We start from the raw sequence: 20,098 nt of genomic DNA on the forward strand, positions 1-20,098 counted from the left end.
GAGAAAACCATGTTGAAAGCCTACCGTGAACACGCCGCAGAACGCGCTGCCTTGGGCATCCCGCCCTTGCCTTTGGATGCCAAGCAAACGGCTGAATTGATCGAGTTGATCAAAGCACCTGCAGCAGGTGAAGAAGCGTTTTTGATGGAGTTGATGACACACCGCGTGCCACCCGGCGTGGACGATGCGGCCAAGGTCAAGGCTTCATTTTTGGCAGCTGTCGCCCATGGTGAAATCCAAGTGGGTTTGATCTCCAAGGCCAAAGCCACGGAGTTGCTGGGCACCATGGTGGGCGGTTACAACGTGCATCCCCTGATCGAGTTGCTGGACGACGCCGAGGTGGCTGCTGTGGCCGCTGAAGCCCTCAAGAAAACTTTGTTGATGTTCGACTTCTTCAACGATGTCGCTGAAAAGGCCAAGGCCGGCAACGCCAAGGCGAAAGAAGTCATGCAAAGCTGGGCCGATGCCGAGTGGTTCACCAGCCGCCCCGAGGTTGAGAAAAAAATCACCATCACCGTTTTCAAGGTGCCGGGCGAGACCAACACCGACGACTTGTCGCCCGCACCTGACGCCTGGAGCCGCCCCGACATCCCGCTGCACTACCTGGCGATGTTGAAGAACACCCGCGAAGGTGCCCCCTTCAAGCCCGAAGAAGACGGCAAGCGCGGCCCCATGGCCATGATCGAAGAGCTCAAGAAAAAAGGCCATTTGGTGTCATACGTGGGCGACGTGGTGGGCACCGGCTCCAGCCGTAAGTCGGCCACCAACAGCATCATCTGGGGCTTTGGTCAGGATATTCCGTTCGTGCCCAACAAGCGTTTTGGTGGTGTGACCTTGGGCGGCAAGATCGCCCCCATCTTCTTCAACACCCAAGAAGATTCCGGCGCTTTGCCCATCGAAGTCGATGTGAGCGGTCTGAACATGGGCGATGTGGTTGACGTTTTGCCCTACGACGGCAAGATCGTTCGCAATGGCGAAACCGTCACCACCTTCCAGCTCAAGAGCGATGTGCTGTTTGACGAAGTGCGCGCCGGTGGCCGCATCAACCTGATCATTGGCCGCTCGCTGACTGCCAAGGCGCGTGAGTTCTTGGGCCTGCCCGCTTCCACTGTGTTCCGTCTGCCAGCACCTGCAGCTGCTACCCAGGCCGGTTTCACCTTGGCCCAGAAGATGGTCGGTCGTGCGGTTGGTTTGCCAGAAGGCCAAGGCGTGCGTCCTGGCACTTACTGCGAACCCAAGATGACCACCGTGGGTTCGCAAGACACCACTGGCCCGATGACCCGCGACGAACTGAAAGACTTGGCTTGCTTGGGCTTCTCGGCCGACATGGTCATGCAGTCGTTCTGCCATACCGCCGCTTACCCCAAGTCGGTGGACGTGAAGACGCACCGCGAATTGCCTGCCTTCATGAGCAACCGCGGTGGCGTGTCATTGCGCCCCGGCGACGGAGTGATCCACAGCTGGCTCAACCGTTTGCTGTTGCCCGACACCGTGGGCACTGGTGGTGACTCGCATACCCGTTTTCCGATCGGCATTTCCTTCCCCGCAGGCTCGGGTTTGGTGGCCTTTGGTGCGGCTACGGGCGTCATGCCTTTGGACATGCCCGAATCCATCTTGGTGCGCTTCAAAGGCGAGATGCAGCCAGGCGTAACACTGCGCGACTTGGTACATGCCATTCCGCTGTACGCCATCAAGAAGGGTCTGCTCACCGTGGCCAAGGCCGGCAAGATCAACGAGTTTTCGGGCCGCATTTTGGAAATCGAAGGTCTGCCCAACCTCAAGGTCGAGCAAGCGTTTGAATTGTCCGACGCGTCCGCTGAGCGTTCTGCTGCAGGTTGCACGATCAAGCTTAATAAAGAGCCGGTCGAGGAGTACCTGAAGTCCAACGTGGTGCTCATGAAAAACATGATCGCAGATGGTTATGCCGACGCCCGCACACTGGCGCGCCGTATCGAGAAAGTCGAACAATGGTTGGCCGCGCCCAATCTGCTCGAAGCCGATAAAGATGCCGAATACGCGCACGTCATCGAAATCGATTTGGCCGACATCAAAGAGCCTATCCTGTGCTGCCCCAACGACCCGGACGACGCCAAGTTCTTGTCCGACGTGGCCGGCACCAAGATCGACGAAGCCTTCATCGGTTCGTGCATGACCAACATCGGCCACTTCCGCGCTGCAGCCAAGCTGCTCGGCGGCAGCCGCGACATCCCCGTCAAGCTGTGGGTGGCCCCACCGACCAAGATGGACGAGAGCGAGCTGATCAAAGAAGGCCACTACGCCAACTTCGGCGCCGCCGGTGCCCGCACCGAAATGCCCGGCTGCAGCCTGTGCATGGGCAACCAAGCCCAAGTGCGCGAAGGCGCCACGGTGGTGTCCACCAGCACCCGCAACTTCCCCAACCGCTTGGGCAAGAACACCAACGTGTTTTTGGCCAGTGCCGAGTTGGCGGCGATTGCGTCCAAGCTGGGCCATATCCCTACGGTGGCTGAGTACCACGAAGCCATGGGCATCGTGAACAAGGACAACGCTGCGATCTACAAGTACCTGAACTTCAACCAGATTGAAGAGTACGTGGAGAACGCGAAGGGCGTGACGGCGTAAGCTAAGGTCCCTCGCTGAGAGCACAAACGGCCCTTCGGGGCCGTTCGTGTTGGTGATCACAATGGGTGTGACCTCTGGTTCACTGACATTTGTTTCTTCACCTGGGCCACGTTGTATTCTCTGACCAGTTTCCTCTCTCTTGAGGGGGCACAAGAATCTCTTGGAGACTTTTCAATGGCTTTTGCTTTTCACGGTCTCAGTGTCTGCACTTTCCTGACAGCCATGGTCTTGATGACCTCTGCGCAAGCTCAATCCGATTGCCGGCCCGCGCCCGCGGGCGTGGCCCAATTGCTTGAAATTCGTCCCGGCTTTCATCGTGTCCAAGGGCCATTGGCCGTGTTCGATCCCTGCCACCGTTCTGTTCAATTGTCGATGCCTGGTGTTTTTGCGGACAAGCTCGCCGACAAGCCGCCTTTGATGATCATTGCCCACGGGGGCAATGGACCCGGCTCAGCCGAGCAGGAAATGGTCAGGCGGATGAATGCGCGCGGTGTGGCCACCTTGTTGTTTGATGCCTATGAGATGAATGGCTTTCAGTACCGTGGCACCTCTCTGTTTTTGACCGGCACCACCAATGAATCGCGCCAGCGCATGATCTTCAAAGCCACCCTTGGGGCTTACCACTGGATTCGTCAAAACGCCCGCATTGATACCACACGCCTTTACATCCATGGGTTATCCAACGGAGGCACCGTGGCGCTGAACATGGCTGCTGTGGTTGATCCTGCGCATGTCCGGATGGTGTTTTCTGAAGGGGCGCCTTCGGCAGGCATCGGCATGCCTGATCAGATTCGGGTGCCCCTGAAAATGGTGTTCGGCAAGATCGACAACTACGGCGGCAGAACGGCAGACGATTGGATGCACCTGCGAACCGACCCCTGTGTGGTGAATCAGCCCGCAGAAGGCGCTGCGCCAGGCACGGCCCAACGATGCAGCCTGCAGGTCAATCCAGCGGTGCTGGGTCTTTCGCCTTTCCAATGGGGAGAGCAACTCAGGGCCGAGGGCCAGCCGCTGGAATTCTGGTTCTACGATGAAGCTGCACATGGGTTGTTGTTGGGGCCTATCGATCGAGGTATGCGCACTTACGGTTCCGGCCCCACGGCTTCTCAGCGCTTTGGTTGGATTGGGGCGAGTTCCAATGCAGCCAACCGTTTTGTCTCTGACCTGATGAAGGCCATCAAAGCGAGTTACCTCTGAATTTTGAGCGATTGTTTAACGCGAAGGCTGAGTCAGGGCGCGTCTTTGACCCACTGATCCATGTCCGAGCACAGACCATGGTCAATTTGCTTGGTTTTGGGCAGGGGCCAGCTAAAGCGTAAGGTAGAAGCACTTTTTTGGAGAACACATGCTCAACCGCCGCCATTTTCTGGGTACAGGCCTGGCCAGTGCCACTGCCTTGACCTTTTCTTCCGTTTGGTCACAAAACACGCCACAGTTCGGCGCACCCGACTTGCCCTCGGTGGGCTTTCGGCGCATGAAATTGGGGACCATGGAGGTCATTGCCCTGAACGATGGCGCGGTGCGCCGCCCACTGGGTCAGGAGTTCGTGCCCGCCGTGCCGCTCGACCAAGTCAAGGCCCTGCTGGCCTCGCAAAATCTGCCCACCGATTACATCGATGTGCCATACACCCCGTTTTTGTTGATCAACGGCAACCAGCGCTATTTGTTTGACACTGGTTTTGCCGACAACGGTCCGCCCACCACAGGCAAGTTGTTGGGCAACCTGGCCGCAGCGGGTTTCAAGCCAGAAGACATCAACAACGTGGTGCTCAGTCACTTTCATGGCGACCACATCAATGGCTTGCGTTTCAAAAACGGCAACTTGGTTTACCCCAACGCCCGCGTGCATGTCCCGGCGCCCGAACACGCCTTCTGGACGGACGAAGCCCGCATCGCGGCAGCACCAGCGCAGATGCAAGGCGCTTTTGGGGCCGTCAAGCGTGCCTTGACGGGTTTGACAGCAGACCAATTGGTCAAGTTCGAGCCAGGCAGCAACTTGGCCCCCGGCATCCAATCAGTGGCCGCTTTTGGCCACACTCCGGGTCACACCTTGTTCACGGCGCGCTCTGAAGGACAGTCCTTTGCCTATGTGGCCGACATCACCAACGTGCCGTCTTTGTTTGCACGCAACCCCGATTGGGCCGTGTTGTTTGACATGAACCCAGAGATGGCCCGCCAAAGCCGCCGCCGCATCTTTGACATGCTGGTCAATGAAAAAATGATGGCCGGTGGCTTCCACTTTCCGTTCCCGGCCTTTGGCTCCATCACACCATCGGGCAATGGCTACCAGTTTGTGCCGGTGGCCTAAGCGTTCCGCTGCTTCACAGCACTTCAAAGCCCGCGCCTAGCAGCGCGGGCTTTTTTGTGTCCGTTTTGGACAGCCCCCTATAGGCCGCGTGGTTAAGATCTTTTGTGTACCGCGAGTCAGAGTCCAAGTGCTTGCGGCTTCCCTGTTTCTTTGGAGAACTCGACATGCAATTGACCACCTTGGGCAAAAGCCCCCTGAAAGTCTCTCGTCTGTGCTTGGGCACCATGATGTTTGGTGACCAAACGCCGCTGGATGATGCACGCGCCATTGTGGCCGATGCGCACGAAAAAGGCTGCAACTTCATCGATACCGCTGACGTGTACACGCGGGGCAAGTCAGAGGAGATGGTGGGTCAAATCCTCAAGGGGCAACGCCAGCAGTGGGTCTTGGCCAGCAAGGTCGGTAACCCGATGTCGGACCAGCCCAACCAGCAAGGCTACTCGCGCAGTTGGATGCTGCGTGGCTGCGAGGACAGCTTGCGCCGCTTGGGCACCGATCACCTGGACATCTATTACCTGCACCGCGACTACAACGGTATGAACTTGGAAGAGCCTTTGCGGGCCATTGAGGCCTTGTTGCGCGATGGCAAGATTCGCTACTGGGGCGTGTCCAACTTCAGGGGCTGGCGCATTGCCGAGATGGTCAACATGGCGCGCCAGATGAACATGCTCGGCCCGGTGGTGTGCCAGCCTTATTACAACCTGCTCAACCGTTTGCCCGAGGTGGAAATTCTGGAGGCTTGTGGTCACTTCGGCTTGGGCGTGGTGCCTTACAGCCCCATCGCGCGTGGGGTGCTCACCGGCAAATATGCGCCAGGCCAGACGCCCGTAGAGGGCAGCCGCGTCGCCCGGGGTGACAAACGTATTTTGGAGACCGAGTTCCGAGAAGAGTCCCTGCAAGTGGCCCAAGTTTTGTTGCAGCATTGCCAGAGCAAAGGCGTGTCTTTGGCCCACTTTGCCACAGCCTGGGTGCTGGCCAACCGCCATGTGAGTGCGGTCATCGCAGGCCCGCGCACTTTGGCCCAGTGGCAAGACTACGCCGGGGCGCTGCAGGTGCAGATCAGCGCCGAAGACGAAGCCTTGGTCAACAGCCTGGTGGCACCAGGGCATCCGTCCACACCGGGATACAACGATCCTTCATATCCAATGAATGGGCGCTGAAACTGCCTGATGATTTGCAGCTGGCCAAACTTGGGTTTGCCGCACAATCCAAGTATGGCAAGCCAAGAGCATGAACAGGTGGTGATCGCGGGCGGCGGCATAGGCGGCTTAGCCGCTGCCTTGGCGTGTGCGCAGCGCGGCGTGCAAGTGAAGTTGCTAGAGCGCGCACCGCAACTGAGCGAGGTGGGTGCAGGCATCCAGATTGGACCCAATGTGACGCGCATTTTGCAAGCCTGGGGTCTGGAAAAAGCGCTGGCGCAGTTGGCGGCTTTCCCTGAGCAGTTGCAAGCGCGTGATGCCCAAACCGGGCAGGTTCTGGGCACGCTGACTTTGGGCGAACGGGCTCAGGCACGTTATGGCGCGCCTTACGTCACCATCCACCGGGCAGATTTGCAGGGCTTGTTGCACCGGGCAGCTCAGAGCGCTGGGGTGGACATGCTGCTGGGTCAGACCGTGAAAGGTTGGCAGGACAGCGAAGCGGCTTTGGAAGTGAACACGGCGGAGGGCCTCAGCTTGCAGGCCAGCGCCTTGATCGGGGCCGATGGCGTATGGAGCACGGTGCGCCAGCAGTTGCTGGGCGATGCCCCGGCGCGTTTTACTGGGCACTTGGCGTATCGGGCGCTTGTAGCGCAGGCCGATTTGCCCGCGCACTTGCGCAGCGACCAGGTCACCGTCTGGATGGGGCCGCGACTGCATGTGGTGCATTACCCGGTGCGCAGCGGGCAGTGGCTCAACCTGGTGGCCATCGTGCACGGCGTCAAGCCAGAACAAGCCCAAGAATGGGACAAGGCCGGGCATACCCTGGCACTGATGCAGGCCATGGGCGCGGTGGGCCGCGATTTGCACGAGCGATTGGCATCGGTGCCCGCTTGGCGGCAGTGGGCGCTGCACGACCGAGCGCCCGTTAGCGGTGCCAGCGACATGGCGCAAGGCCGCGTGGCTTTGCTGGGCGACGCGGCGCACCCCATGCGGCCTTATTTGGCGCAGGGCGCGGGCATGGCCATCGAAGACGCGCAGGTGCTGGCGCAGTGCCTAGTCCAAGACTCTGGCGGCGTGCCAGAGCGTTTACAAGCTTATGCTCAGCAACGCTGGGCGCGTAATGCGCGCGTGCAAGCGCGGGCCATCCGCAATGGCCGCATCTTCCATGCGACTGGCCCAGTGGCTTGGGGGCGCAACTTGTCCATGCGCCTGTTGGGCGAGCGCTTGATGGATGTGCCTTGGTTGTATGCGGGTGGGGCAAGCTTGGATCGCTGAAAGCCCAGCGTTTATCGTCCGTGCACTTTAAGCTGTTCATTCGCTGGCGCGCATTCAGACGCTTGCAAACTTTCCGGAACTTTCCTTCATGACACCACGTCCATCCAACCCATTCACCATGGTCCTGGTGCGGGCAGCCGCCTTAAGCGCGGTCATGGCCAGCTCATGGCTTAGCCCAACAGCTTGGGCGCAAAGCTCCGATTTATCGGCCTGCATGGCCGAGCTGCGCCCGGCAGCTCGCACTGGAAAGGTGAGTGATGCCACCTGGACGCGGCACACGGCGGGCTTGCAAGCCGATTTCAGTGTGATCGAAAAGCTGAATTTCCAGCCCGAATTTCGCATGCCCATCTGGGATTACATGTCGGCCTTGGTGGACGATGAGCGTGTGGCCGATGGTGCCGCGCGTCTGACTGAGCAGCGCCAAGCCTTGGTCCGCGCCGAACAACGCTTTGGCGTGGACCCTGCCACAGTGGTGGCTGTGTGGGGTGTGGAGAGCAATTTTGGCCAAACCTTTGGCAAATACCCGTTGGTGCAAGCGCTGGGCACCCTGTCGTGCCACGGGCGTCGACAAAATTTTTTCCGGGGTGAGTTTTTTGCGGCGCTGCGCATTTTGCAGGCCGGTCACATCGCCCCTGAGCGCTTGGTGGGTTCGTGGGCGGGGGCCTTTGGGCACACCCAGTTCATGCCCACCACGTTTGAACGCTTGGCGGTGGACTTTGACGGCGACGGCCGTGCCGACCTGATGGACAGCAGCGTGGATGCACTGGGCTCAACCGCCAACTTTTTGGCCCGTGCGGGTTGGCAAATTGGCCTGCCTTGGGGCATCGAGGTGAAGCTGCCAGCAGGCATCTCATTGGCCGGAGAAGGCCGACGCAGCAAACGCCCGGTGGCTGAATGGACCGCCCGTGGCGTGCGCCGCATGGATGGCTCTGCCTTGCCAGAAAGTTTGGGTTCAGTGGGCTTGCTGACGCTGGCGGGTGCCAATGGTCCGGCGTTTTTGGTGACGCGCAACTTTGATGCGCTTTACAGCTACAACGCGGCCGAAAGTTACGGCTTAGCGATTGCCCACCTGAGCGACCGCCTGCGCGGCGCTGGCCCATTCGCCACACCTTGGCCCACTGATGACGGGGGCCTGTCACGCGCCGAGCGACGCGAGTTGCAGGGCCTGCTGGTGATGCGTGGTCATGATATCGGCCCGATCGACGGCATGCTGGGCGACAAATCGCGCCAGGCGGTTCGGGCCGAGCAGCAGCGTCTGGGCCTCGAGGCCAATGGCCGTGGTGGCCAAAAAATCCTCAAGGCCCTTCGGGGCGGCTGAGCTCACACCACCAAAGGCAAGGCTCTTTGCCGCTTGCCCGTGAGGACAAACAGCGCATTGCCCACGGCCGGTGCCAATGGCGGTACAGCCGGTTCGCCAACGCCTGCTGGGTGGCGGGTGCTGGACACGATGTGGGTTTCCACCACCGGAGTCTGATCAAGCGAGAGTATGGGTGCGTCAGAAAAGTTGCTTTGTTGCACCACGCCGCCCACAATGTCGACTTGACCGAAAAGCGCGGCGCTCAGTGCATAGACCACGCTGCTTTCCATTTGTTGGGCCACGGTGCCGGGGTTGACCACGGTGCCGCAGTCGATGGCACACACCACACGGTGCACACGGATCTGGTCGTTGGCCAACGAGACTTCGGCCACTTGCGCCACGATGGCGCCAAAGGATTTGTGCAGCGCGATGCCCCGCGCACGGCCTGCGGGCAGGGGCGTGCCCCAAGCTGCTTTGTCGGCGGCCAGCTTGAGCACCGCGGCGTAGCGCGGCGCGTCTTTCAACAGCTTCAGGCGGAAGGCCAGCGGGTCTTGCTTCGTGGCCATGGCCAGCTCGTCGATGAAGCTTTCCGAGAAAAATGCGTTGTGCGAATGACCAACCGAGCGCCAAAAGCCCACCGGCACGCCCGATTGGGTGGCCACATGGCTCATGTGCTGGTTCAAAAAGCCGTAGGGTAAATCGAACAGTCCTTCGGAGGTGGTTTTGTCGGGCATGTCGATGGGACCCGACAGGAGCGGCGCTGCTCGCGCCATCCAGCGTGGGGTGATGGCGTCACCGGCTGATTTGATGCGCAAGCTGCTGACTTCGCCTTTATCGTCCAGCGAGGCCTGAAACTTGGCCAGGTGCATCGGCCGGTAAAAGTCGTGCTTCATGTCTTCATCGCGAGACCAGCTCAGTTGCACTGGCTGGCCCTCGCAGGCCATGGCCACTTGGACAGCTTGGCCAACAAAGTCGACGTCCAGACGACGACCGAAACCACCACCCAATTGGGTGACGTGGACGGTGACTTGTGTCACGTCGACCTTGGCCACTTTGGCGGCCATGTCACGTGCCATTTGCGGCACTTGAGTGGGCACCCAGATCTCTACGTTGCCATCTTTGACTTGCGCTGTGCAGTTCATCGGCTCCATCGTGATGTGGGCCAGGTAGGGCGCTTGGTACAGCGCGTCGATGCGGGTGGTGGCGGCTTTTTCGGCCTGTGTGGGCACGCCTTGTTCGTGGAAGGTGAAGCCGCTTTCGGTGTTCAAGGCTTTGAGCAAGTCGGCCTGGATGCGCTGGGTGTCCACCGCGCCCGTGGCAGGGGCCTGCCATTGCACCTTGATCGCCTGAACGCCTTGGCGGGCGTGCCAGGTGGTTTGCCCCACGACGGCCAAGCCTGCTGTGCCGCCGCCCCAGGCGTCGAGCGCCACGACTTTGGACACGCCCTTGAGGGCCAAGGCGCCCTTCGTGTCCATGGAGGCGGCTGTCCCGCCCAACATGGGGCACATTTGCACCGCAGCAAACAGCATGCCGGGCAGTCGCACGTCCAGCCCGAAAGTGGCTTGGCCTGTGACTTTGGAGGGGACGTCGGTGCGCGGTGCGGGTTGACCGATGAGCTGCCAGCGTTCGCGTGATTTGGTTTGGATGCCCGAGGGCGTGCCGCCCGAAGCGGCAGCCACCATCTGGCCATAGTGCGCCGATTGACCCGAAGCATGTTGCATCACGCCAGAGGCCACGGTGATCTCGTTGGCGGGCACTTTCCATGCGGCCGCAGCGGCCTGCAACAAGCTGGCGCGTGCGGTGGCAGCGGCCATGCGCAAAGGGTCCCACAGGTCAGCGATAGAGGAGGACCCACCTGTGGCGTTGAGGCCCAGTTCGCGGGCGACTTTGCCCACCAGCCATTCGCCCATCTTGATTTTGGTGGGCTTGTGCTCGCCTTCGCTGTCCAGAGGGTGAAAGGGCAGGCTGGCCACCAGCATGGCCACGTTGCCATAAATGCTGTCGCCACTGGCTTGCTCCAGACGAACGCGGCTAAGGGGTACATCCAACTCTTCGGCCACCAGCATGGCCAGCGCCGTGTGCACGCCCTGGCCCATTTCGCTGCGCGGCATGGCCAAAACCACCCCGCCATCAGAGGCGATCTTGACCCAGCCGTTCAGGGCCACATCGCCTTGGGTTTTGAGCATCAGATTGGGTGAGCCCAAGCGCGAGCGTGCGGGCATGACGCCCCAGCCGACGACCAATGCGCCGGTGGCGCCCAGGGCACTCAAGAGCCAGGTACGGCGTTTCATGCGGCACCACCTTTCTTCAAGCTGGCAGCAGCCCGGTGGATGGCGGCGCGCACGCGTTGGTAGGTGCCGCAGCGGCACAGGTTGGTCATGGCCGCGTCGATGTCTGAGTCGCTGGGCTGTGGATTTTTGTCCAGCAGGGCCGCAGCGGCCATCAGCATGCCGCTTTGGCAATAGCCGCACTGAGGCACTTGCTCGGCGATCCAGGCCGCTTGCAGCGGGTGGGGTTTTTCTGCAGTGCCCAAAGATTCGATGGTTTTGATCGCCTGATGGGCCACCGCCGAGACGGGCATCACACACGAGCGCACGGGCTGACCGCCCACGTGCACCGTACAGGCTCCGCAAGCGGCAATGCCGCAGCCGAATTTGGTACCGGTGAGGTTCAGTTCGTCACGCAGCACCCACAGCAAAGGCATGCTCGGGTCTGAGCTTGTGCTGTGGCTTAGGCCGTTGATGTTCAGTTGCAAGGTGTTTTTCCGGTGAGTGAAGTCGTCATAATAAAAATGCGCTCATTTTTATGGCTGCAGAACACATGGCGTACCTTTCAAGTCACCGCCTTTTTGAGTGCAAAGCCGGCTTCTTGCCATTCGCCACTTTGCATGACTTGGCGCAAATGCTCTGCGGCCTGCCACACATCGGCATAGCTGATGTAAAGCGGCGTGAAGCCAAAGCGCAGGATGTCGGCGTGCAAGCCGCCATCACCTGCCCTAAAGTCACCGATGACGCCACGCGCGATCAGGGCTTGCACGATGGCGTAAGCGCCTTCAGCGCGGGTCAGGCTCACTTGCGAGCCCCGCCGGGCTTCCTCAGCCGGTGTGGCGATACCAAAGCCGTGGCTGTGCAAGCGCGTGCGCACCAACTGCATGAACAGGCCGGTGAGTGCCAATGATTTTTGACGCAGGGCAGTCATGCCGCCCAGTGGCTCGGCGGCCAACATGGTGTCCAGCCCGCAGTCGAGCGCGGTAAGGCTGAGGATGGGCTGTGTTCCGCATTGGAAGCGCGTGATGCCTTTGGCTGGTTGGTAATCAGGGGTGAAGGCAAAGGGCGCGGCATGGCCCCACCAACCGGCCAGCGGTTGCATGAATGGCAGGTCGGGGCGGTCACTGTGCTGCGGGTGCACCCACACAAAGGCAGGTGCGCCGGGGCCACCGTTGAGGAATTTGTAACCGCAGCCCACGGCAAAGTCGGCCCCCGAGCCCTTCAGGTCGAGCGGCACCGCACCTGCGCTGTGCGCGAGGTCCCACACCGTCAGGATGCCTTGCGCGTGGGCTTGTTCGGTGACAGCCTGCATGTTGTGCATGGCGCCTGTGCGGTAGTTCACATGCGTGAGCATGAGCACGGCCACATCGGCTTGCAAGGCGGCAGCGATTTCCTCGGCTTCCACCAGTTGCAGGGCGTAGCCGTGTTCGTTGCACAAGGCTTCGGCGATGTAGAGGTCCGTGGGGAAGTTGCTGCGCTCGCTGACGATTTTGGTTTTGTGCGGGTGGTCGGTTTTGGCGATGTGCAGCGCAGCGGCCAATACTTTGAACAGGTTGATCGAAGTGCTGTCAGCGGCCACCACTTCGCCGGGCTGAGCGCCGATGACTCGGGCGATTTTGTCTCCCACCCGCTGGGGCAGGGTGAACCAGTCTGCGCTGTTCCAGCTTTTGATCAGGTCGTTGCCCCATTCGTGGGTGATGGCATGGGCCACCCGCGCCAGGGCGGTTTTGGGCAGTGCGCCCAGCGAGTTACCGTCCAGGTAGATCACGCCTGCAGGGAGGTCAAATTGGTGGCGCAGGGACCGCAGTGGGTCTTGTGCATCCAGCAGTTCGCATTCTTGCAAGGTGGGGGTGAAAATCATGGTGGGCTACTTTGAAGCACGGCATCAAGCGTTCAGTGAGGGCAAGCCGTGGCGCCGGCGGGCTTGATCGCAAGCGGGGCTGCCTTCCTCAAATTCACGGCAGGGCGATGGCCGCCATTCGTAGATGCCGCAAATGGCTTTTTCGCCGGTTTTGCCATACAGCGCGGCGCAGCGCGGAGGGCTGTGGTCGGTGCCGCGCATGCGGCAGGTGTGCTCGGTGATGGGCGAGGCCAGGCCTGCAGGTACATGGCCGCCGCCTTCTTCGTATTCGTAGACCGAGAAGTCCACCCGGAAACTCACGCAGCATGCGCCGCAAGTGGTGCAGGCAGACATGTCAGGCCTTGACGCGTCCCAATAGCAAAAACTCCATGAGTGCTTTTTGTACATGCATGCGGTTTTCGGCTTCGTCCCAGACCACCGATTGCGGGCCGTCGATGACTTCAGCGCTGACTTCTTCGCCTCGGTGTGCGGGCAGGCAATGCATGAAAAGGGCATCGGGCTTGGCCACTTGCATCATGGCTTCGTCCACGCACCAATCGGCAAAGGCTTTTTTGCGTGCTTCGTTTTCGGCCTCGTAGCCCATGCTGGTCCACACATCGGTGGTGACCAGGTCGGCACCTCGGCAAGCGTCCTCAGGGTCTTTGAAAATTTTGTAGCTGTCGGCACTGCGCAAACCGGCCACGGCCTGGTCCACTTCATAGCCGCTGGGCGTGCTCAGGTGTACGGTAAAACCGAGCAACTCGGCCGCTTGCAGCCAAGTGTTGGCCATGTTGTTGCCGTCGCCCACCCAGGCCACCACTTTTCCCTTGAGGTATGAGGGGTCCGGTTGGCCTTGGCTGTCAAGGCCCCGGTGCTCCAGCAGAGTGAACAAGTCAGCCAAGATTTGGCAGGGGTGAAACTCGTTGGTCAGGCCGTTGACGACCGGCACGCGCGAGTGCGCGGCAAAGCGTTCGATCTTGTCCTGGCCGTATGTGCGAATCATGACGATGTCGGTCATGCGGCTGATGACGCGTGCGCTGTCTTCGATGGGCTCGGAGCGGCCCAGCTGGCTGTCGCCGGTGGTCAAGTGCACCACTGAGCCTCCGAGTTGGTACATGCCTGCTTCAAAGCTCACGCGGGTGCGGGTGCTGGCTTTTTCAAAAATCATGGCCAGCGTACGGTCGGCCAGTGGGTGGTATTTTTCGTAAGCCTTGAACTTGCGCTTGATCTCGGCAGCGCGTGCAAACAGGTGCGCGTACTCGTCGGCTGTGAGATCAGTGAACTGGAGGTAGTGCCGCACAGGCACCGGTGGTGTCAGGCTCATGCGGTTTCTGCCAAAAAGGTTTTGATCAGGGGCACCAAAATGGCGACCACTTCGTCGGCCTCGGCCTCGGTCATGATCAATGGAGGGACTAACCGGATCACGCTGTCGGCCGTCACGCTCAGCAAAAGACCGGCTTCAGCTGCCCGTGTCCAAATGGCGCCGCAAGGGCGATCCAGCTCGATGCCCAGCATCAGGCCCTGGCCGCGAACTTCTTTCAAACCTTGCACGCCGACCAACGCTTTCTCCAGCGCGCCACGCAAATGTGCGCCCACTTTGGCTGCGTTGGCCATCAGGCCGTCTTTTTCCATGATGCGTATGGTCTCGACCCCCGCCCGCATGGCCAGCGGGTTGCCGCCGAAAGTGGTGCCGTGGTTGCCAGGCTGGAAGATGTGGGCGGCCTTGGGCCCAGCCACCACCGCGCCAATCGGCACGCCCGAGCCCAGGCCCTTGGCCAATGGCATCACGTCGGGGACGATACCCGCCCACTGGTGGGCAAACCATTTGCCGGTGCGGCCCATGCCGCACTGCACTTCGTCGATCATCATCAACCAGTCTTTCTGGTCGCACAGCGCGCGCACTTGCTGCAGGTATTCGATGCGCATCGGGTTGATGCCGCCTTCACCCTGAATGGTTTCCATGAACACGGCCACCACATTGGGGTTGCCTTCGGTGGCTTTTTTCAGGGCCTCGATGTCATTGACCGGGACGCGCAAAAAGCCGTCGAGCATGGGGCCAAAGCCTTTTTTCAGTTTTTCGTTGGCGGTGGCGCTCAGGGTGGCGATGCTGCGGCCGTGAAAGGCTTTTTCATAGACCACGATTTCAGGCTTGTCGATGCCTTTGTCATGACCGTATTTGCGGGCCAACTTGATGGCCGCCTCATTGGCTTCAAGGCCTGTGCAGCAAAAGAAAACATTGGTCATGCCCGACATTTCCACCAGCTTGGCCGCCAATACCTCGGCGTTGGGCACATGAAAGTAATTGCAGCTGTGGATCATCTTGCCCAGCTGGTCTTGCAGCGCGGGAACCAAGTCAGGGTGGTTATGACCCAATGTGTTCACTGCAATGCCGGCCAGCGCATCCAAGTAGGATTTGCCATTGATGTCCCAAACACGGCAACCCTGACCATGGCTGAGTGCGATCGGCAGTCGGCCATAGGTGTTCATGGTGTGCGGTGAGGCGGCTTCAATGTGAGCGGACATGCGTGAACTCCTGAAATAAAAATCGGCCCAATACTTTAGGGCCGCTGAGTGATTATTTTAGAGGCAGATGACCAGGGCTTTTAAGGTCTTGCATATGGCCTCAAGTCTTATATAAGATATAATACTTTTCGTGCGAAAACATCGGCGATCCCGGTGTTTTTGGTGTCCACTTCAACCCCTCTATCCGATGGTTTTTAACTCCGCCAAAGAAGTCTTTATTCAGGGCATTACCCATGACGGAAAGACCTTCAGGCCCAGTGATTGGGCTGAACGTTTGGCGGGTGTGATGAGCCAGTTTCGGCCAGGCGGTGCTGTTCCTGGCAGCCACTTGAGTTATTCCCCTTGGTGCATTCCCACCACAATGGGCAACGTCAAATGCGTGGTGGTACACCATGACCTGCGCGATCACGATGTCATGGCCTGGGACTTCGTGATGAACTTCGCGCGTGACAATGATTTGCAAGTGGCAGAAGCTTGCTTGCTGCCTGACCCGCCCCCCAAAAAGTAAGACTCAAGAATTGACCGCCCAAGAGCGGTTTTTTTTATTGCCAGCACGATTTGATTCAATAGGTTGCGGTGAATCTCGCTGAGTTGCGCCAAGTCAACCCCAGCCAATCTGCCAATAAGACATGAAAAAACCGCCGTTGGTTTGCACCAAGGCGGTTCAGTGTTCGCGGACAGCGCACCCGTTTCAAACGGCAGCAAGGACAAAGCCTCGCCGGGCTGTTGATCTGGTAGAGCGGATCAGGCTGCGGCAAGAGCCAAAGTTTTCACTTTGGCACTCAGGCGGCTCTTATCGCGAGCAGCCTTGTTTTTGTGGAAGATGCCCTTGTCGGCAATGGTGTCCACCACGGTTTGCATCTTGGCAAACAACTCAGTGGCTTTGGTTTTGTCACCAGCCAAGACTGCCTTTTCGACGTTCTTGACAGCGGTGCGGTATTTAGAACGCAGCGAGGAGTTTGCAGCGTTGATCTTGACGTCTTGGCGGACGCGTTTGCGGCCGGAAGCAAGACGGGGGTTTTTCTTTTTGGGTTTAGCGGATGCCATGTAAATAATCTTTCAGTGTCTGAGGATGATGTCCAGCGAACCCGGCATTCTAGCAGACTGACAAATGCTTTCGGACTGGCCGATTGGTCTCTCTTCGCTCAGAGACTTGGGGTCTTTCGTGTTCGGCTTGGGGGCCGCTACACTCGCCCACTGTGAGCCTACTCAGATCCGCCTCTGTTGTGTCCATTTTCACCCTGGCCTCTCGGGTCACGGGTTTGGTGCGCGAATTGCTCATGGCGTCGATGTTTGGTGCCAGTGCCTTGACCGACGCCTTCAATGTGGCTTTTCGAATTCCAAATTTATTTCGTCGCTTGTTTGCCGAAGGGGCTTTCAGTCAAGCCTTTGTGCCGGTGCTGGCCGCCAGCCGAGCCCAGCACGGCGACGAAGCCACACGGGAGGTGATCGACAGCGTGGCCACAGCCTTGGCCTGGTCGGTGTTGGTTTTGTCGGTCTTGGGTGTGCTGGTATCGCCTTGGTTGGTGTGGGCCATGGCCAGTGGTTTGCAGCAAGACCCCCGAGGTTACGGCGCGGCCGTCAACATGACGCGCTGGATGTTCCCCTATGTTGCTTTCATGTCGATGGTGGCTTTGTCGGCCGGCATTTTGAACACTTGGAAGCGTTTTGCAGTGCCGGCCGCAACCCCTGTGTTGCTGAACGTGAGCGTGATTGGAGCCACTTGGTGGTTGGCACCTTGGTTTGAACGACAAGGCATTGAGGCCATTTTCGCCTTGCCTGTAGGTGTGATGACCGGTGGTGTGTTGCAGTTGGCTTTGCAGATACCTGCATTGGCCCGGTTGGGCTTGTTGCCCCGTTTGGGCCTTCGACCCTCCGCTGCCAAAAAAGCCTGGACCAACCCCGCCACCTTGAACATCCTGCGGCTCATGGGGCCCGCCTTGCTCGGCGTAGGGGTGGCCCAAATTTCCTTGTTGATCAATACGCAAATTGCCTCGCACTTGGCGCCTGGCAGTGTCAGTTGGCTGACGTATGCCGATCGCCTGATGGAGTTCCCTACTGCTATTTTGGGGGTGGCGCTTGGGGTGGTGCTGATGCCGCAGTTGGCCACAGCCAAGGCCAATGGAGACGATGACCGTTATGCAGCCATGTTGGATTGGGGTTTGCGCTTGGTTTTGCTTTTGGCCTTGCCTTGCGCTGCTGCGCTGTTGGTGTTTTCTCAACCCTTGGTGTCGGTGCTTTACCACTATGGGGCGTTTACCGATCGCGATGTGCAGCAAACCACATTGGCTTTGACGGGTTATGGTGTGGGCCTTTTGGGGCTGGTGGCCATCAAAGTTTTGGCGCCGGGTTATTACGCCAGCCAAGACATTCGGACGCCGGTACGCATCGCGGTGGTGGTGCTGGTGTTGACCCAAATTTTCAATCTGATTTTGGTGCCATTTTTAGCCCATGCTGGACTGGCTTTGTCCATCGGTTTAGGGGCATTGGTCAACGCACTTTGGCTGTTGTGGGGTTTGGTGCGCAAGGGCGTTTACAAACCACAGCCAGGCTGGTGGCGTTTTGCCTTGCAGGTGGTACTGGCAACGGTGTTGTTGACAGCCCTGTTATGGGTGGCCGCCCATCATCTGAATTGGGTGGGCATGCGCCAAGAAGCCTGGTCCCGCATCGGTTGGATGGTGCTTGTATTGATGAGCGCTGGCTTGCTTTATTTCAGTGTATTGTGGGCCACGGGTCTCAGGCTCAAGTCCTTCCTCAAGCGTTGAAACTTCATTCATGACTTTGAATCTGTCACCGTTGACCCCTTTGAGCTACTTCGCCAGTTTGGTGCAGAGCGATGACCAGTTTCCCTTGATGGAAGCCGCAGCGAGCTTGGCCCAAGACGAAGAGCCTGCGCTGGACGTGCAGCAGGTGCTGGACGACGTGGCACGCTTACTCAAAAGGGTCACGGCGCGCATGCCCGATGACGCCGATGACCTGACCCGTTTGGCCATATTGACGCAGGTTTTTTACAAAGACCTCGGATTTGGCGTCAACGCCAACGATTACTACGCCCCTGAAAACAGTTACATCAACGATGTGTTGAGGACGCGCCGTGGCATCCCGATTTCTTTGGCCGTGATTTGGCTGGAGTTGGCCCAGGCACTCGACTTGCAAGCGCAAGGAGTTTCTTTCCCGGGTCATTTTTTGGTCAAGGTGTCGTTGGATGGGGGCTTGGTGGTCCTTGATCCCCTATCGGGCGAGTCCTTGGGCTTGGACAACTTGGCCGAGCGATTGAGCCCTTATCGCGACCCCATCGACCAGAAAGCCGCCCCGGACTTGGACGACGGAGAGACACCCTTGGGTTTGTATTTGCAAGCTTGCCCACCGCGCGATCTGTTGGCCCGAATGCTGCGCAACTTGAAAGAAATTTTCAGGTCACAAGAGGATTGGCCTCGCATGTTGCAAGTGCAAGACCGGTTGGTGATTTTGTTGCCTGAGGCCTGGACCGCGCGGCGTGATCGGGGTTTGGTGCATGCTGAGATGGGTCAGGTGCACGAAGCCTTGCAGGACTTGAGGATTTACTTGGATGCTGCACCTTCGGCGCCGGACACAGCGGCGCTCAGGGAACGGGTAAGCGAGCTCTCCGGCCTTTGATCGCCCAACTTTTTGTAGGCAGGCCCCTGCTCAAATCCAGCGCACAGAAACGTTTTAAAAGACGAGTTTTGAATACGATCAGGCAACCAACACTTGTGCTGTGTCGCCTTGAGGTGCAATGCGGCCAATCGTGTAGACCTGCTCACCAGATGCACGCAGGGTTGCGGCGCAGGCTTGGGCCTCGGTTTCGTCAATCACCACCACCATGCCAATGCCGTTGTTGAAGGTCCGGTTCATTTCGACGTCATCAATGCCTGCAGTCGCTTGCAGCCAAGCGAACAATTCAGTTTGTGGCCAGCTGCCTTTTTGCAGGTGCGCAGCCAGGCCGTCGGGCAGAACGCGAGGGATGTTTTCCAGCAAACCGCCGCCCGTGATATGGGCCAGTGCTTTGATAGGGTGTGCCGCCAGCGCGGCCAAGACGTTCAACACATAAAGCCGTGTGGGAGCCATCAGGGCTTGTTTGAACGGTTGGCCGTCCAGCGTGGCGGGGGCGTTGGTGCCAGCGCGTTCAATGCATTTGCGCACCAAACTGAAACCATTGGAGTGCACGCCGCTGGAGGCCAGGCCCAAAACCACATCGCCTGCTTTCACATTCTGGCCTGTCAAAATTTTGGATTTTTCGACCGCCCCCACCGCAAATCCGGCCAAGTCGTATTCGCCAGCAGGGTACATGCCGGGCATCTCGGCGGTTTCACCGCCAATCAGAGCGCAGCCAGACAATTCGCAGCCTTTGGCAATGCCACCCACCACGGCAGCGGCGGTGTCGACATCCAGCTTGCCGCATGCAAAGTAATCGAGGAAAAACAACGGCTCAGCACCTTGCACGAGCACATCGTTCACGCTCATGGCCACCAAATCGATGCCCACGGTGTCGTGCATGTCCCACTCAAACGCCAGCTTGAGTTTGGTGCCCACCCCGTCGGTACCGCTGACCAGTACAGGCTCTTTGTAGCGTTTGGGCACCTCAAAGAGCGCGCCAAAACCGCCGATGCCAGCCAGTACGCCTTCGCGCATGGTTTTTTTGGCCAAGGGCTTGATGCGCTCAACCAGAGCATCTCCCGCGACAATGTCGACGCCAGCGTCTTTGTAAGAAAGTGGGGTTTGGGTCATGGTTTTGGCCCGCATGGGGCATTCAGAGTGAAGCAGGGGCCTATCAATGAGCCGGCAGACTAAAATCAAGGCCTATTTTAAGGCTTGACCCAGTCCCACCAT

17 protein-coding genes are annotated in these 20,098 nt (G+C 59.3%); 9 read left to right on the top strand and 8 right to left on the bottom strand.

From position 1 onward, the window contains the following. Positions 1-9 precede the first annotated feature (9 nt). The 6 genes from acnB to Q1M54_RS03420 all read left to right on the top strand — a co-directional run bounded on the left by acnB (position 10) and on the right by Q1M54_RS03420 (position 8,641). On the top strand, positions 10-2,601 hold the full coding sequence (acnB, locus tag Q1M54_RS03395; protein ID WP_300553894.1) for a bifunctional aconitate hydratase 2/2-methylisocitrate dehydratase: 2,592 nt from the start codon (positions 10-12) through the stop codon (positions 2,599-2,601). A 174-nt stretch (positions 2,602-2,775) separates the two neighbouring features. Continuing rightward, on the top strand, positions 2,776-3,798 hold the full coding sequence (locus Q1M54_RS03400; RefSeq protein WP_300553897.1) for a hypothetical protein: 1,023 nt from the start codon (positions 2,776-2,778) through the stop codon (positions 3,796-3,798). 148 nt (positions 3,799-3,946) lie between these two features. Beyond that, positions 3,947-4,909, top strand: coding sequence for an MBL fold metallo-hydrolase (locus Q1M54_RS03405; protein ID WP_300553900.1), 963 nt, complete (start codon positions 3,947-3,949; stop codon positions 4,907-4,909). A gap of 164 nt (positions 4,910-5,073) precedes the next feature. Further along, the gene (locus Q1M54_RS03410; protein WP_300553903.1) at positions 5,074-6,069 is read left to right on the top strand and encodes an aldo/keto reductase; all 996 of its coding nucleotides are present in this window, start codon (positions 5,074-5,076) and stop codon (positions 6,067-6,069) included. 54 nt (positions 6,070-6,123) lie between these two features. After that, positions 6,124-7,323 carry an FAD-dependent monooxygenase gene (locus Q1M54_RS03415; protein WP_300553906.1) on the top strand — a complete coding sequence of 400 codons (1,200 nt, stop codon included), beginning with the start codon at positions 6,124-6,126 and terminating at the stop codon, positions 7,321-7,323. An 88-nt stretch (positions 7,324-7,411) separates the two neighbouring features. Continuing rightward, positions 7,412-8,641: a lytic murein transglycosylase gene (locus Q1M54_RS03420; protein WP_300553909.1), complete on the top strand. Its 1,230-nt coding sequence runs from the start codon at positions 7,412-7,414 to the stop codon at positions 8,639-8,641. A 2-nt stretch (positions 8,642-8,643) separates the two neighbouring features. Here the strand turns inward: Q1M54_RS03420 and Q1M54_RS03425 are convergent, their stop codons facing one another. From Q1M54_RS03425 to Q1M54_RS03450, 6 genes are all read right to left on the bottom strand, one after another. Next, the gene (locus tag Q1M54_RS03425; RefSeq protein WP_300553912.1) at positions 8,644-10,911 is read right to left on the bottom strand and encodes a molybdopterin cofactor-binding domain-containing protein; all 2,268 of its coding nucleotides are present in this window, start codon (positions 10,909-10,911) and stop codon (positions 8,644-8,646) included. Further along, entirely contained in the window at positions 10,908-11,375 is a 468-nt protein-coding gene (locus Q1M54_RS03430; protein ID WP_300553914.1) for a (2Fe-2S)-binding protein, read from the bottom strand. Before Q1M54_RS03430 ends, Q1M54_RS03425 begins: the two co-directional genes overlap by 4 nt. 77 nt (positions 11,376-11,452) lie before the next feature. Further along, positions 11,453-12,748, bottom strand: a complete 1,296-nt coding sequence (kynU, locus tag Q1M54_RS03435) for a kynureninase (RefSeq protein WP_300553917.1) — start codon at positions 12,746-12,748, stop codon at positions 11,453-11,455. Between the two features lie 24 nt (positions 12,749-12,772). After that, the gene (locus tag Q1M54_RS03440) at positions 12,773-13,081 is read right to left on the bottom strand and encodes a YkgJ family cysteine cluster protein (RefSeq protein WP_300553920.1); all 309 of its coding nucleotides are present in this window, start codon (positions 13,079-13,081) and stop codon (positions 12,773-12,775) included. Position 13,082: 1 nt separating this feature from the next. Continuing rightward, positions 13,083-14,051: an ornithine carbamoyltransferase gene (gene argF / locus Q1M54_RS03445; RefSeq protein WP_300553923.1), complete on the bottom strand. Its 969-nt coding sequence runs from the start codon at positions 14,049-14,051 to the stop codon at positions 13,083-13,085. Beyond that, positions 14,048-15,250 (bottom strand): aspartate aminotransferase family protein, encoded by a 1,203-nt coding sequence (locus Q1M54_RS03450; protein ID WP_300553925.1) that lies wholly within the window; start codon positions 15,248-15,250, stop codon positions 14,048-14,050. The genes argF and Q1M54_RS03450 overlap by 4 nt, the downstream gene beginning before the upstream one ends. A 187-nt stretch (positions 15,251-15,437) precedes the next feature. Here Q1M54_RS03450 and Q1M54_RS03455 point away from each other — a divergent pair, with 187 nt between their 5' ends. Further along, positions 15,438-15,758 carry a DUF3579 domain-containing protein gene (locus tag Q1M54_RS03455; RefSeq protein ID WP_300553928.1) on the top strand — a complete coding sequence of 107 codons (321 nt, stop codon included), beginning with the start codon at positions 15,438-15,440 and terminating at the stop codon, positions 15,756-15,758. Positions 15,759-15,994: 236 nt separating this feature from the next. Here Q1M54_RS03455 and rpsT read toward each other — a convergent pair whose 3' ends face one another. Next, a complete protein-coding gene (rpsT, locus tag Q1M54_RS03460; RefSeq protein WP_300553931.1) occupies positions 15,995-16,297 on the bottom strand; it encodes a 30S ribosomal protein S20 in 303 nt (100 codons plus the stop codon). Positions 16,298-16,449: 152 nt separating this feature from the next. Between rpsT and murJ the strand changes: the two genes are divergently transcribed. Beyond that, complete coding sequence (murJ, locus tag Q1M54_RS03465) at positions 16,450-18,015, top strand: murein biosynthesis integral membrane protein MurJ (RefSeq protein ID WP_300553934.1); 1,566 nt, start codon at positions 16,450-16,452, stop codon at positions 18,013-18,015. 10 nt (positions 18,016-18,025) lie between these two features. Further along, the gene (locus Q1M54_RS03470) at positions 18,026-18,886 is read left to right on the top strand and encodes a tetratricopeptide repeat protein (protein ID WP_300553936.1); all 861 of its coding nucleotides are present in this window, start codon (positions 18,026-18,028) and stop codon (positions 18,884-18,886) included. A 78-nt stretch (positions 18,887-18,964) separates the two neighbouring features. Here the strand turns inward: Q1M54_RS03470 and purM are convergent, their stop codons facing one another. Next, positions 18,965-19,996, bottom strand: a complete 1,032-nt coding sequence (gene purM, locus Q1M54_RS03475) for a phosphoribosylformylglycinamidine cyclo-ligase (RefSeq protein ID WP_300554072.1) — start codon at positions 19,994-19,996, stop codon at positions 18,965-18,967. Positions 19,997-20,098 lie beyond the last annotated feature (102 nt).

The organism is Limnohabitans sp. Rim8 (assembly GCF_943326455.1).
GTDB lineage: Bacteria > Pseudomonadota > Gammaproteobacteria > Burkholderiales > Burkholderiaceae_C > Limnohabitans_A.

Coding starts and splice junctions, on each gene's coding strand:
- acnB (WP_300553894.1), top strand. CDS start 10: ATGTTGAAAGCCTACCGTGAACACGCCGCAGAACGCGCTGCCTTGGGC.
- Q1M54_RS03400 (WP_300553897.1), top strand. CDS start 2,776: ATGGCTTTTGCTTTTCACGGTCTCAGTGTCTGCACTTTCCTGACAGCC.
- Q1M54_RS03405 (WP_300553900.1), top strand. CDS start 3,947: ATGCTCAACCGCCGCCATTTTCTGGGTACAGGCCTGGCCAGTGCCACT.
- Q1M54_RS03410 (WP_300553903.1), top strand. CDS start 5,074: ATGCAATTGACCACCTTGGGCAAAAGCCCCCTGAAAGTCTCTCGTCTG.
- Q1M54_RS03415 (WP_300553906.1), top strand. CDS start 6,124: ATGGCAAGCCAAGAGCATGAACAGGTGGTGATCGCGGGCGGCGGCATA.
- Q1M54_RS03420 (WP_300553909.1), top strand. CDS start 7,412: ATGACACCACGTCCATCCAACCCATTCACCATGGTCCTGGTGCGGGCA.
- Q1M54_RS03425 (WP_300553912.1), bottom strand. CDS start 10,911: ATGAAACGCCGTACCTGGCTCTTGAGTGCCCTGGGCGCCACCGGCGCA.
- kynU (WP_300553917.1), bottom strand. CDS start 12,748: ATGATTTTCACCCCCACCTTGCAAGAATGCGAACTGCTGGATGCACAA.
- Q1M54_RS03440 (WP_300553920.1), bottom strand. CDS start 13,081: ATGTCTGCCTGCACCACTTGCGGCGCATGCTGCGTGAGTTTCCGGGTG.
- argF (WP_300553923.1), bottom strand. CDS start 14,051: ATGAGCCTGACACCACCGGTGCCTGTGCGGCACTACCTCCAGTTCACT.
- Q1M54_RS03450 (WP_300553925.1), bottom strand. CDS start 15,250: ATGTCCGCTCACATTGAAGCCGCCTCACCGCACACCATGAACACCTAT.
- Q1M54_RS03455 (WP_300553928.1), top strand. CDS start 15,438: ATGGTTTTTAACTCCGCCAAAGAAGTCTTTATTCAGGGCATTACCCAT.
- rpsT (WP_300553931.1), bottom strand. CDS start 16,297: ATGGCATCCGCTAAACCCAAAAAGAAAAACCCCCGTCTTGCTTCCGGC.
- Q1M54_RS03470 (WP_300553936.1), top strand. CDS start 18,026: ATGACTTTGAATCTGTCACCGTTGACCCCTTTGAGCTACTTCGCCAGT.
- purM (WP_300554072.1), bottom strand. CDS start 19,996: ATGACCCAAACCCCACTTTCTTACAAAGACGCTGGCGTCGACATTGTC.